The following is a 12185-nucleotide window of genomic DNA, read 5'->3' as shown; positions in this document are numbered from 1 at the left end:
GGCCGGAGCGGTGTCGTCGGTGATGGGCGGCGCGAGGGCCTGCCAGCGTCCGCTGGGCGTCCGGGTCAGGGGAAGCTCGGGCATGGAAGGTGGGGACGGCGGGGCGACGCGGACGGACTGGCCCTGCGGCGCGGGTACGGCGGATGGTGTGGGTGATACGACTGCTTCGGCCGTCACGGGCTCCAGCTCCACCTCGACGGAGATGACGACCTCGTCCGCGACGGGCCGGGTGTCCGGCAGGGCCAGCTCGGGCGGGAGCGAATCCGACAGGTCCACCGGCGCTCCGCCTGCCTCCAGCGGCGCGGGCGTCTCGGTGGGCGGAGTCTCCCGCTGCGAGACGAGATTCGCGGGCGTGGATGGCGGTGCGGCTTCCTTCGGCTTCGCCCGGGACGTGGCCGGTGTGCCCCTTCTCGCGTACAGGTCCGCGAGCATCTGCTGCACGCCCTGGTGGGACGGATCCAGTTCGAGGATCAGCTTGCTCGCGGCGATGGCGCGCGGCAGGAAGCCCTCCTTCGCGAAGCCCTCCGCCGCGGACTGGTACGCGGAGACGGCGCGGTCTCGCTGACCGGCCTTGGCCCACGCGTCCCCCATGCGCAGCCGGCTCTGGTGGTCCTTCGGATCCGCCTGGCAGTAGTCCTCGTACAGTTCAGCGGCCTTGGCGAAGCGGCCCTTGCTGAAGGCCTCGGCCGCCTTGTCCTTGAGCGCGCGCAGCTCCATTCACTGCGCCCCGCCCGCCGCCGTGCCTTCCTTCGTCAGCGACGCTCCCGCCGCGACGCGGACCTCGCGGAAGTAGTCGCCCTTCAGCGCGTCCAGCGCTTCGGCCTCCACGCCCGAGTTCATCTTGCGCAGCGCCGTGGCCGCCGCGGCCCGGATCTCCGGCAGGTCGTGGTACAGGTCCCGCCCCACCACCTCCGCCGACTTCGCGTCGCCAATGGCCCCCAGCGCCAGCAGCACGTCGCGACGGGCCACGCTGTTGGAGTCGTCCAGCGCCTTGAGCAGCGTGGGCACCGCGTCCTTCGCGCCCATGCGCCCCAAAAGCTGCGCCGCGAGCGCCGCCTCCGCCCCACCCTCCTTCACCACGCCCTGGAGCGCCTGCGACGCGGACGCCGGCGTCGGCCCCACGCGCGTCAGCGCATCCAGGACCACCAGCTTCTCACTGCCCATCTTCGGCAGCGACGCCACCAGCGCCAGCTGCCCGGCCTCGCCCTGCTCCGCCAGCGCCAGCGCCAGCGTCTTCTGCAGCTCGCGGTCGGGCTCCAGCAGCGCCGCGCGGACCACCTCGATGCCTTCGGGGCCCACGGACGTGAGCCCCACCAGCGCCGCCGCGCGCAGCACCGGGCTGACGTCATCCGCGTAGCCCTTGAGGAGCTCCAGCGCCCCGGGCGCCTTGAGCTTGCCCAGCGCGGTCAGCAGCGTGGCCAGCGGCTGCAGCTTCGCGGGCTCCACGTCGTCGCTCAGCTCCGAGGGGACTCGCGGCGGCACCACCACGCGCCCGGCCTCCTTCGCTCGGGCCGCGTTGAGGGCCTGGAGCCGCTCGAAGAGCTGCGCGTGCCGCGCGGACTTGTTGTCGTCCTTGCCCTTCCCTGCTTCCGGACGCGGGGCCGACGGGTCCAGGTCCGCGGCGTACTTCTGCGGCAGCGCCTGCGGGACCCAGTCCGCGCGCAGCGCCGTGAGACCGGCGACCTCCTGCTCGTAGAGCTTCTGGATGGCGGGCACCACGGAGGCGTCGCCCAGGTTCGTCACCGCTTCGACCGCGAGCGTGCGCAGGTTGGCGTCCGGCTGGTTGAGCCACGGCGTCACCTTGGGCAGCAGCGCCTGCGCCGCCGGGCCCAGGCCCGCGACGGCCTGGAGTCCCGCCGCCGCGGAGGCCGGGCGCGACAGCCGGTCCGCGATGGGCTCCGCCGGGCAGCCGCCTCGCGAACGCATGGCGCGGGCGGCGTCCAGGGCCTCGTCTCGGGCGCCGTCGAGCGCGATGGCGCACAGCGCGGCGTCCGTCGTGGGCGTGCGCGGGAAGGTCAGGATGGCGTCGATGGCCAGCGGGCTCACCGCGCTCTTCTCCACCGCCACCGCCTGGAGCTTCGTCGCGGCCGTCGGGTCCTGCAGCTTCATCAGCGCGCCGATGGCGGACTCGCGCAGCTCCGGGAAGCTCTCGTCGAGCAGGAGCGCGATGGGGGCCACCGCGCGGGTGTCGCCCGCGTCGCCCAGCCCGCGCACGGCGGCGGCGGCGAGGATGACCTGGCTGTCGCGCACCATGGGCATCAGCCGGTTCACGGCGTCGGCGCGGCCGCTCTTGCCCAGCTCCTCGGCGGCGCCCACGCGTTCGGGGAGCGCGCCCTCGGTGAGGGCCAGGAGGTTGCGGTCCCAGAGGCCCTTGGACTCGGCGGCGACGACGGTGGCCATGGCGCCGGGGACGTTGGCGCTCTTGAGCGCCTGGACGATGACCTGGCGCGTGGCGCGGCCCCGCCGTCCGTATTGGAGCGTGAGGTACGCCTTGGCCTTGTCGTTCTTCACCTTGGCGAGCGCCAGGGCCGCCTTGCCCTGCACGGCTTCGTCCGGGTCCTCCAGCAGTTCGCCGAGCAGATCCACGACGCGCGGATCCTGGCTCTCTCCGAGCGCTCCGGCGGCTTCACCGCGGACGAAGGCGGAGAGGTCCTTGGCGGCGCGGGTGAAGAGGACCAGGTCGTCCGGGTTGTTCTGCTCGGCCAGCTTCCGCACGGCGGCGGCGCGGGTTTCGGGACGGGGGTCCTGGATCTCCGCGAGGAGCTGATCCCGGTTGCCGTTGCACCCGACGAGCAGGGTCAGGGCGAGGAAGAGGGGTCGCACGCGGATTCGCATCGTTCTCCCGGAGCGGCGGACGGTGGAGGTAGGCGGCGGTTATATCAACGGCCTCCCGGGCCGCCCACCGACGGCACGACCCGGGAGGATGGGTGCTTTAGCGGGAGCGGCCGCCACGAGGGGGCGGACGGCCTGCCCCTCCCCGAGGCGCCTTGCTGCTCCAGCGCGGCTCCGAGTCGCGCGTCTTGCGCTCCTTGAAGTCCTGGAAGCCGCCGGCGCGCTCGCTCGGGGGGCCCTTCTTCACGCCCGCGCGGACGATGCGCTCGCCGGAGGCGCTGGACGCGGACTCACCGCCGCCGCGAGACCGGCTGCCGGAGGACTCGCCACGGGGCTTGAAGTCCCTGCGCTCGGGACGGCCCGCGGACTCGCCGCGCGGCTTCCATTCACGGCGCTCCGGACGGTCGCCACCGGCACCCGCGGGCTTGCCGAAGCCGCGGCCGCGAGGGGCACCGCCTTCCCCGCCGAAGCGGCTGCCACCGCGAGGGGCACCGCCCTCGGAACGACCCGCACCGGCGGGCTTGCCGAAGCGGCTGCCGCCGGCCGGCTTGGAGAAACGGCCGCGAGGAGCGCCGCCTTCGTCTCCAAAGGAGCGCCGCGGGGCGCGCTCGTCACCGCCACGGCCCGCACCGGCGGGCTTGCCGAAGCTGCGGCCGCGAGGAGCGCCGCCCTCGTCACCGAAGCGGCCAGCGGGCTTGCCGAAGCTGCGGCCGCGAGGCGCGCCGCCCTCATCACCGAAGCGGCCAGCGGGCTTGCCGAAGCTGCGGCCGCGAGGAGCGCCGCCCTCGTCACCGAAGCGGCCAGCGGGCTTGCCGAAGCTGCGGCCGCGAGGCGCGCCGCCCTCATCACCGAAGCGGCCAGCGGGCTTGCCGAAGCTGCGGCCGCGAGGAGCGCCGCCCTCGTCACCGAAGCGGCCAGCGGGCTTGCCGAAGCTGCGGCCGCGAGGCGCGCCGCCCTCATCACCGAAGCGGCCAGCGGGCTTGCCGAAGCTGCGGCCGCGAGGAGCGCCGCCCTCGTCACCGAAGCGGCCAGCGGGCTTGCCGAAGCTGCGGCCGCGAGGCGCGCCGCCCTCATCACCGAAGCGGCCAGCGGGCTTGCCGAAGCTGCGGCCGCGAGGAGCGCCGCCCTCGTCACCGAAGCGGCCAGCGGGCTTGCCGAAGCTGCGGCCACGAGGCGCGCCGCCCTCATCACCGAAGCGGCCAGCGGGCTTGCCGAAGCTGCGACCGCGAGGGGCACCGCCCTCATCACCACCACGGCCCGCGGGCTTGCCGAAGCTGCGACCGCGAGGAGCTTCGTCACCGCCACGACCCGCACCGGCGGGCTTACCGAACCGACCACCACCGCGCGGCGCGCCACCTTCGTCACCGAAGCGGCCAGCGGGCTTGCCGAAGCTGCGGCCACGAGGAGCACCACCCTCGGCACCGAAGCGGCTGCCACCGCGAGGGGCACCGCCCTCGGAACGGCCCGCACCAGCGGGCTTGCCGAAGCCGCGGCCGCGAGGAGCACCGCCCTCATCACCGAAGCGGCCCGCGGGCTTGCTGAAACGGCCACCCGCGCGCGGCGCACCACCCTCGTCGCCACCACGGCCCGCCGGCTTGCCGAAACGCCCGCGCGGCGCTTCGTCACCCCCACGGCCCGCTCCCGCCGGCTTGCCGAAACGGCCACCCGCACCGCCCTCCCGGGCCGGCTTGCCGGTACGGCCCGCGCCACGCGCGGCCTTGCCGTACGTCGCGCCCTCGGCGGCGTCAGACTCCGTCTCGTCACCGTCGTCGTCGAACGTCGGCACGTCATCCAGATCCGCGTTGTCGTCCGCGGCCAGCGTCGCTCCACGCTTCGCGAACTTCGGCGGACGCGTGCCTCCGTCCTGCACGCCCTTCCACTCCTTGCGCTCCGGACGCGCCTCGCGGGTCTTCGGACCCGTCGCGGCCTTCTTCGCCGCGCGCTCCGTCTTGCGCGGCGCCACCGGCGCGTCGTCGTCCATCGACAGCTCGATGTCGTCGTCATCCGCCCCGCCGAAGCCCGGCGCCGAACGCCCGTGACGGCGCGGCGGCAGCTTCAGGTCCGAGGGCGCCGGCTGCGCACGGCCTTCCGCCACCTCCGTGAGCTGCAGCACTTCCGCGGTCTTCAGCGGCCGCAGCTCGCCGGGGCGCAGACCCTCCACGCCCACGCCCGCGTAGTTCGGACGGAACAGGCGCACCACCGGGTGCCCCACCGCCGCGCACAGGCGCTTGATGAGGTGCGGACGGCCCTCCGCCACGACGATCTTCAGCCAGGTGTTGCGCTCGGCCTTCTCGAAGATGTCCACGGACACCGGCGTGGCCATGCCGTCTTCCAGGCGCACGCCCCCGCGCAGCTTCTCCAGCGTGGGCATGTCCGGCACGCCCTTCACCTTCGCCAGGTACGAGCGCGGCACCTGGAAGCTGGGGTGCGTGAGCTTGTGCGCCAGCGCGCCGTCATCCGTGAAGAGCAGCGCCCCTTCGGCGTCGTAGTCCAGACGGCCCACGGGGAACAGGCGGCGGCCCGTCTCCTCCACGTAGCTGGCCACCGTGGGCCGGCCCTGCGGATCCGACAGCGTCGTCACGACGCCCACGGGCTTGTACAGCAGGTAGTACGACGATTCTTCCGGCGGCGTGACGAGCTTCCCATCCACGGTCACCAGGTCCACTCCGGGCTCCACCCGGCTGCCCAGCTCCGTCACCGTCTCGTTGTTCACTCCGACGCGACCGGAGGTGATGAGTTCTTCCGCGTGCCGGCGCGAAGCCACTCCCGCGCGAGCCAGGTACTTCTGCAAACGTTCCGCCGCCATTCCGTGCCTTCTTCCAGTTGTTGCCGCCCATCACTCGGGCTTGGGCCCCTCGCTATCACCCTTCTCGGGCGAAGGGGGGCTTTCCAGGATGCTGGCGCTGACCTTCTGGCTCCGCTCCGCGGCGGCCATGGCCTCCTCCAGCTCCTCCAAGGCGGCCTCACTGGCCGCCTCGTTCTTCTCCATCCGCTTCGTGAAGTTCGGGTCCGACAGCGCCGCCACCGTGCCCTCCGCCTTCGGAGGCGGGGGCGCCGCTTCCTTCTCCACGATCTCCCGGTGCTCCTGGGTCAACTCATGGAATTCCCGGAGCGTGGGCAGCGCGGACAGGTCCTTCAGCGCGAAGAACTCCAGGAACTCGCGCGTGGTTCCATAAAGGATGGGGCGGCCGACTTCTTCCCGCTTCCCCAGGATTTTCACCAGCTTGCGGTCCATCAGCGCCTTGAGCACCGCGCCGCAGTCCACGCCGCGGATGTCCTCCAGCTCCGGCCGGGTGACGGGCTGGCGGTACGCGATGATGGCCAGGGTCTCCACCGCCGCGCGGGTGAGCCGCTGCGGCTTCACCCGGAGGTAGCGCCGGACGTACTCCGCCGAGTGCGGGTCCGTGCGGAACTGCCACCCGCCCGCCACCTCGTAGAGGACGATGCCGCTGATGCCCTCCCGGTGGATGCCGGAGAGCTGATCCAGCGCCTGGAGGATGGGCTCTCTCGGGATGCCGGTGGCCTGGTAGAGCTCGTCCACGGACAGGGGGCGCTCGGCGACGAAGAGCACGCTCTCCAGGACCGTGCGGATGCGGTCCGGGGAGAGGTTGCGGCTCTTGGCGAGCAGCTTCTCGAAGGAGGACTGGAGGTCCGGGACGTTTTCGTCGTCGTCCGAGCCCTCCTCGATGGCGGCCGCCTCCACCCCGTCCAGCTCCGCGTCGTCGGGGCCGGGGCCGGTGACGGAGGCGATCTCCTCCTCGGAGAACTGGCCGGGGCCGCCGGGCGTGCCGGGGGCGGGCGTCTCGTCAGCGTCGTCGGGACCGTTACCGGTAGTCACTCTCGTCGACCTCCGTGGGGAGTAGCTTCTCCAGCGCGTCCCCGTTGGGCGTCACCTGGATGGGGCCCAGGGGCTCCTCCTGGAAGACCTTGATGAGGCGGCGCTTCACCATCTCCAGCATGGCGATGAAGGTGATGACCACCTCCTGGCGCGTGGCCGCCTCCGTGAACAGCGCCTCGAACACCACCTGCCCGTCCTTCTTCACCCGGTCGGCCACCCGGAGGATGGCCTCCGACAGGCTCACGCGCTCCAGCACCACCTCGTGCTGCACCTTGGGCGTCAGCCGCTCGAGCACCCGGTCGAGCGCCTCGACCAGCTTCAGGACGGAAATCTCCTGGAGCCCCACCTCGTCCTCGGGGATGGGGACCGCCTCCACGGGCACCTTCCGGGCGAACACGTCCCGGTCCAGGATGTCCTGCATGGCCAGGTGCTCCGCGGCCTCCTTGTACTTCTGGTACTCCAGGAGCCGGCGCACCAGCTCCGCGCGGGGGTCCTGCGCCTCCTCCACCGACGCGAGGACGTCCGCCCCTTCCGGCACCTGGGCGGCATCCTGCCGGGGCAGGAGCATGCGGCTCTTCAGGTGGGCGAGCGTGGAGGCCATCACCAGGAACTCGCCGGCGATGTCCAGGTTCAGCTCCCGCATCCGCTCCAGGTACTCGAGGTACTTGGCCGTAATCAGCGCCAGCGGGATGTCGAAGATGTCGACCCGGTGCTCCTTGATGAGATGGAGCAGCAGGTCCAGAGGACCCTCGAAGTTGGGCAGCGCCACCCGGAACGCGTCTCCGGGCGTGCGCGGCAATCCCTCCCCGTCGGGGTCCGGCGGGAGGTCGTCGGGCGGTGGGGGCTTGCGACCTTCGCTCACCGGCCGGCGTCCTTCTGGGGGGATGGGAACTTCGTCATGCGTAAGGGGCCGAAATCCCGGGCTTTACGAGCGCCGGGGGGACAGACCTCCTTAGCAATGCCTCCCAGGGGGGTCAAACATTTGAACAGGAACGGGCGTTCAGGGGATTCCCACGGCCCGTCTCACCTGGTCCATCAGGCGGGTGGCTTCGGCCCGGGCGCGCTCGGCGCCGTCCTTGAGGATGCGCTCCAGCTCCCCCGGGTCGTTGAGCAGCTCCTGCCGGCGCTGGCGGGCGGGACCGAAGGTGACGTGGAAGGCGTCCAGCAGCTTCTTCTTGAAGTCGCCGTAGCCCTTGCCGCCGGCCTTCCAGGACGCGTCCACGTCGGAGAACTCGCCGGGCGGGAGCATCAGCTTGAGCAAGTCATAGAGCGGCGCGTCCGTGGTGGGCTTGGGCGCGTCCACGGGCGTGGAGTCCGTCTTGATGGACATGATCCGCTTCTTGATGTCCTTCTCCTCGCCGAACAGCTCCAGCGTGTTGCCGTAGGACTTGGACATCTTCTGTCCGTCGATGCCGGGCACCGTGGCGGCGTTCTCCTGCACGAAGGCGGAGGGCAGCTTGAGGATGCCGGGCGCGTGGCCCCGCTCCTTCCCTTCCGGATCCGCCGGGTCGTAGCCGGGGACGTACTGGGTGTTGAACTTCACGGCCCAGTCGCGCGCGAACTCGATGTGTTGAATCTGGTCCTTGCCCACCGGGACCTGGTCCGCGCTGTAGAGCAGGATGTCCGCGGACATGAGGACGGGGTACGCGTAGAGGCCGAAGTCCGGGCTGATGCCCTTGGCGACCTTGTCCTTGTAGCTGTGGGCGCGCTCCAGGTGGGCCTGGGGCACCACGGTGCCGAGGATCCAGTTGAGCTCCAGGACCTCCTTCACGTCGCTCTGACGGAAGAGGACGGCCTTCTTCGGATCCAGGCCCAGCGACAGGTACGTGAGGGCCGCGTCGCGCGTCAGGTCCAGCGCGAGCTTGGGGTCCCGGACGGTGGTGAGCGCGTGGTAGTTGGCGATGAAGTAGTAGGCCTCGCCCTGGTCCTGGAGCTGCACGAACTGCCGCATCGCCCCGTAGTAGTTGCCGATGTGCAGCCTTCCGGACGACTGGACGCCTGAGAGAATCCGCATCGCGATTCGCGCTCCGAATGACGGGTGGAGGACACGGCTCGTTCGCACACCCGCCGTCGTGCTGCAACCTTCCGTTGGGACAGGTGGGCCCTTTGAATGCCTGACACTCGCGCGCCCGGCATTCCTGGAACATTTCGCCCTGACAGGAAAAGCCCAGCAGTTTCGAGGGGTTGAGACGTCTCAAGTCTCCCAGGTACCCTGGCGGCCGGCGCAGCACAGCGGACCGCCTTGGAGGGCGCCCACGGATGGAAGCGTTCACGGGAAACCTGGCCAGCTACCGGCTCCAGTTGGTGATGCCCCCGCTGTACACGGCCCCAGGTGTGGAGGGGACGCTGCGGGTGGAGCGGGGCGCGGTGCGCCGGGAGTTCTACCTGCGGGACGGGCACCTGGTGGGGGTGGCCTCCACGGATCCGAGGGAGCACCTGGCACAGGTGCTGGTGAACCTGCGCATCCTGGACGCGCCCCGGGCGGCGGCGGCGTTCGAGGCGTCGGAAGGGGCCAACCTGCCCTACGGCACGTTCCTGGTGCAGCGCTGCTTCGTGGAGCTGTCGCAGCTGACGGAGGCGATGGAGCACAAGGCGCGCGAGGCGCTGTTCGACTGCTACGCCTGGGAGTCGGGCGAGGTGGAGTTCACGCCGGGGCTGCCCCTGTCCGGGCGCGCGGTGGGCTTGCGGCTGCCCTTGAGCACGCTGCACCGGGACGCGGTGGCGCGGGTGCAGGAGTGGGCGCAGTTCCGGGACATCTTCCCGCGCCTGGACACGACGTTCCGTGTGTTCCGCGAGTTCGCGGTGGAGACGTTCTCCGAGGAGGAGGACGTGCTGCTGGACCTGGCGTCGGGAGGCGCGACGCTGGGCGAGCTGCTGGCGAGCGCGAGGGAGGCCCCGCTGTTCGCGGCGCGCTGGGTGCTGCACCTGTACCGGCGCGGAGCGCTGGCGCCGCACCGGACCACGGGGCTCACGGTGGGCGAGTCCACGGAGTTCACGGAGCTGTTGGCGCTGGTGCGGGCTTTCTTGTCATCGCGCAAGTACGACCTGGCGGTGGCGTTGGCGGCGCAGGTGTTGGAGCGGGGGCCGGTGCCGGAGGCGCACGCGCTGTACCGCGAGGCGGAGGTGGGTTTGACGCTGGCGTTGAGCGACGCGCTGTTCGCGTTGGACGGGAGGCTGGTGTTCGAGCCCATCCCCCGCCCTGCTCCGCCGGACCTGACGGCGGACGACCTGTATCTCTATTCGAAGTTGAGGGGCAGCCGGAGCATCCGGCAGGCCCTGCGCACGGCGGCCATGGGAGAGCTGGCCGCGTCCCGCTCCGTGGAGCGCCTGAGGGCCGCGGGCCTCATCCGCGTGGCCCCGCTGGCACCCGGCGCACCGGAGCCCGCGCCCAGGCGGACGACCACGGATCCGTACGGGTTGAACCTGGGAGACCTGGGCGGGAACTAGCGCTCAGGGAAATTTGAGTGTGCCTTCACGCCAGGTCTTGAGCGCGTATTCCGCGGCGAGCCCATTGAGCCCTGGACGCTTCGCGATCCAGAGCAATACGGGCTCGCCGAGTTCCGGAGCGAACTCCAGCGCATGGGCTGCGGCGAAGGAACGGATGGTTTCATCCTGGCTCTGGAGCAGCGGAAGAAGTTGGTCCGTAGCACCACGGCTCCGGAGCTCCCGGTAGGCCGCCGAGATCTTGTCGGCGGCGCGATTGGCGGACCGCGAGTCACCAGCGTTCAGTGCTCGTCCGGACTCGACGGCTCCCTCTACGTACCACTGAAGGAGCTCTTCGTTACTGGCCTTCTGAAATCTCCGGGTGCTCAAGGAATGGCTCCAAAGCGAATGAGGGTCTTCATGCCGAAGTCTCGTTGGGCTTGGAAGGACTGGGTGCTCAACCATTGCCGCACAGTCTGGGATCCCGTGAAGGAAGCAATCTTCGATGAATAGTACCCACTGATCCGTTGGTGGATGGCTTCGTCGAGGGCGATCACGTTGTCGGTGTTGTGCAGGGCCTGAGGACCGAAGCGCTGCACGTTGCCGTCCGTCTGCTCGACGATGTGGTGCCACTGCTTGCCTGGGCCCGCGGGTCCTCGCGCCCTTTTCAGCGCGCTGAAGGAGTTCCAGGAGCGCGCCCCACTTGAGCCTGTCCCCTTCGCCACCATCGCGACCACCGTGGACGGCAGGGAGAGCGTGATGACGCCTCCCGAGACGGACACAGCCCTCACCTGATCGAGGCTCGCGACGTTGATGCCAGCGCGAGAGGCCGCCACCGCGCCTCCCGGGAAGTTCGGCAGCGACGCAAGCCGGGCCGCCAGCAACGACGCGCCACCCGTCATGCCGTGGCTCACCGCGACCGTGGCCGCGAGGACCAGGACTCTCGCGATGGATGGCCCGACCCTGGCCGCGAAGCGCTGGCCGGACTGCTCCAGCTCCCTCCAGGTCGTGGCGCTGTCCGTGGCGAGCTTCAGGTCCTGGCTCGCTTCAATCAGCTCCAGGAACGTCTCCGCGCCCAGGTAGACCAGCAGCAGTGCCGACACGACCGCGGCGACCTTGGTGAAGGCCGGTTCGGGATTGGCGGCCAACGCGGCCCAGGTCACGAGTCCGGTGGCGATGACTGAATAGAAGAGCTGCGGCGCCAGCGTCTCCTCCACGGCCCTCGCGATGCTCTCCTTGAGCGGGTCGAAGGACAGCGCGAGCGCCACGCTGAACTTGTCCCAGTCCCCCAGCCCCATCACGTCTTCAACCAGCGAGATGCAGTTGCCCCGGCGAGGCCCGGGCTCACAGAAACCTCCAAAGGCGCGCTCCCGGGAGCCGCCGTCATAGGAGGCACGCACCCAGTCCCCTGGCCGCGCAGCCCGGAGCCGCAGGGGCGTCACCAGGACCAGCTCGGTCAGTGACTTCTCGAAGGCATCCGCCTCCACGGTCACGGCCCGAGCAGAAGGCGGGCTGTACTCGATGGGGGCACCGTCGCCGGTATCCAGCCGCACCCTGCCCTTCGGGGCAGCACATGCGCTGAGCAGGGCGAGGAGCAGGACAGCGAGCTGGACTCGAAAGGCCATGGGCCCCTCCGGATCCACTCCCTAGCGTGTGACTCGACCCCAGGGGAAGCCCGGTGGGTCTTCGAAGAAGGGAGCACGCGAATGGACCCGGCAGCCCGTGAGCGGATCACCCTCGTGGAGGTGCTCGAACGGACGGCGTCCTTCGACGTCTTCTCATCCACCGTCCAGGCCGCGGTTCAACGCCTGGAATCCGAGGGCGTGCGCAGCCTGATCAGCATCCAGTTCCACGCCCGGCCCGAGGACACGGAGGCCGGCGCGGTCATCACGTTCGCGGACTCGCGCGAGGTCATGGAGCACATCCGGCGGATCTCCGGGTGGCCGGAGTTCAAGGCGCTCCTCGGTGTCGCCCGGCCCGTGGACGTGCGCGTCTACGGGCGGCTTGGCGACGAGGCGCATGCCTGGCTCCGGACGATGAACGCCGTGAGCAAGGTCTTCGAAAGCCCCGTGGCGGGCTTCGTGCGCTGAAG

The 12185-nt window shown here is 70.9% G+C and carries 10 protein-coding genes; 2 read left to right on the top strand and 8 right to left on the bottom strand.

What is annotated here, in order from left to right; translation table 11 throughout:
- The 6 genes from D7X96_RS09805 to trpS all read right to left on the bottom strand — a co-directional run.
- A partial coding sequence (locus D7X96_RS09805; RefSeq protein WP_502260779.1) for a tetratricopeptide repeat protein occupies positions 1–717 on the bottom strand: 717 nt, incomplete at its 3' end.
- Positions 718–2835: a HEAT repeat domain-containing protein gene (locus D7X96_RS09800; protein ID WP_120547626.1), complete on the bottom strand. Its 2118-nt coding sequence runs from the start codon at positions 2833–2835 to the stop codon at positions 718–720.
- Positions 2836–2932: 97 nt separating this feature from the next.
- Positions 2933–5638: a pseudouridine synthase gene (locus D7X96_RS40845; RefSeq protein ID WP_121769568.1), complete on the bottom strand. Its 2706-nt coding sequence runs from the start codon at positions 5636–5638 to the stop codon at positions 2933–2935.
- Positions 5639–5668: 30 nt separating this feature from the next.
- A complete protein-coding gene (gene scpB / locus D7X96_RS09790) occupies positions 5669–6670 on the bottom strand; it encodes an SMC-Scp complex subunit ScpB (RefSeq protein WP_120547628.1) in 1002 nt (333 codons plus the stop codon).
- Complete coding sequence (locus D7X96_RS09785) at positions 6657–7469, bottom strand: segregation and condensation protein A (protein ID WP_370450104.1); 813 nt, start codon at positions 7467–7469, stop codon at positions 6657–6659. Before D7X96_RS09785 ends, scpB begins: the two co-directional genes overlap by 14 nt.
- 201 nt (positions 7470–7670) lie before the next feature.
- Positions 7671–8684, bottom strand: coding sequence for a tryptophan--tRNA ligase (trpS, locus tag D7X96_RS09780; RefSeq protein WP_121723818.1), 1014 nt, complete (start codon positions 8682–8684; stop codon positions 7671–7673).
- Between the two features lie 245 nt (positions 8685–8929).
- Between trpS and D7X96_RS09775 the strand changes: the two genes are divergently transcribed.
- Positions 8930–10117, top strand: coding sequence for a DUF4388 domain-containing protein (locus D7X96_RS09775; RefSeq protein WP_120547631.1), 1188 nt, complete (start codon positions 8930–8932; stop codon positions 10115–10117).
- 3 nt (positions 10118–10120) lie between these two features.
- Here D7X96_RS09775 and D7X96_RS09770 read toward each other — a convergent pair whose 3' ends face one another.
- Positions 10121–10483, bottom strand: coding sequence for a hypothetical protein (locus D7X96_RS09770; protein ID WP_121769567.1), 363 nt, complete (start codon positions 10481–10483; stop codon positions 10121–10123).
- Complete coding sequence (gene sitA5 / locus D7X96_RS09765; protein WP_121769566.1) at positions 10480–11718, bottom strand: SitA5 family polymorphic toxin; 1239 nt, start codon at positions 11716–11718, stop codon at positions 10480–10482. The genes D7X96_RS09770 and sitA5 overlap by 4 nt, the downstream gene beginning before the upstream one ends.
- Positions 11719–11799: 81 nt before the next feature.
- Here sitA5 and D7X96_RS09760 point away from each other — a divergent pair, with 81 nt between their 5' ends.
- A complete protein-coding gene (locus D7X96_RS09760) occupies positions 11800–12183 on the top strand; it encodes a hypothetical protein (protein WP_121769565.1) in 384 nt (127 codons plus the stop codon).
- Positions 12184–12185 lie beyond the last annotated feature (2 nt).

Source organism: Corallococcus interemptor (assembly GCF_003668875.1).
Taxonomy (GTDB): domain Bacteria; phylum Myxococcota; class Myxococcia; order Myxococcales; family Myxococcaceae; genus Corallococcus; species Corallococcus interemptor.
The sequence above is the reverse complement of the archived record's forward strand: the minus strand, read 5'-3'. Positions and strand labels throughout refer to the sequence as shown.

What these genes read in the sequence shown, in the direction of transcription:
- D7X96_RS09800 (WP_120547626.1), bottom strand. Translation starts at nt 2,835, where the DNA reads ATGCGAATCCGCGTGCGACCCCTCTTCCTCGCCCTGACCCTGCTCGTC.
- D7X96_RS40845 (WP_121769568.1), bottom strand. Translation starts at nt 5,638, where the DNA reads ATGGCGGCGGAACGTTTGCAGAAGTACCTGGCTCGCGCGGGAGTGGCT.
- trpS (WP_121723818.1), bottom strand. Translation starts at nt 8,684, where the DNA reads ATGCGGATTCTCTCAGGCGTCCAGTCGTCCGGAAGGCTGCACATCGGC.
- D7X96_RS09775 (WP_120547631.1), top strand. Translation starts at nt 8,930, where the DNA reads ATGGAAGCGTTCACGGGAAACCTGGCCAGCTACCGGCTCCAGTTGGTG.
- sitA5 (WP_121769566.1), bottom strand. Translation starts at nt 11,718, where the DNA reads ATGGCCTTTCGAGTCCAGCTCGCTGTCCTGCTCCTCGCCCTGCTCAGC.
- D7X96_RS09760 (WP_121769565.1), top strand. Translation starts at nt 11,800, where the DNA reads ATGGACCCGGCAGCCCGTGAGCGGATCACCCTCGTGGAGGTGCTCGAA.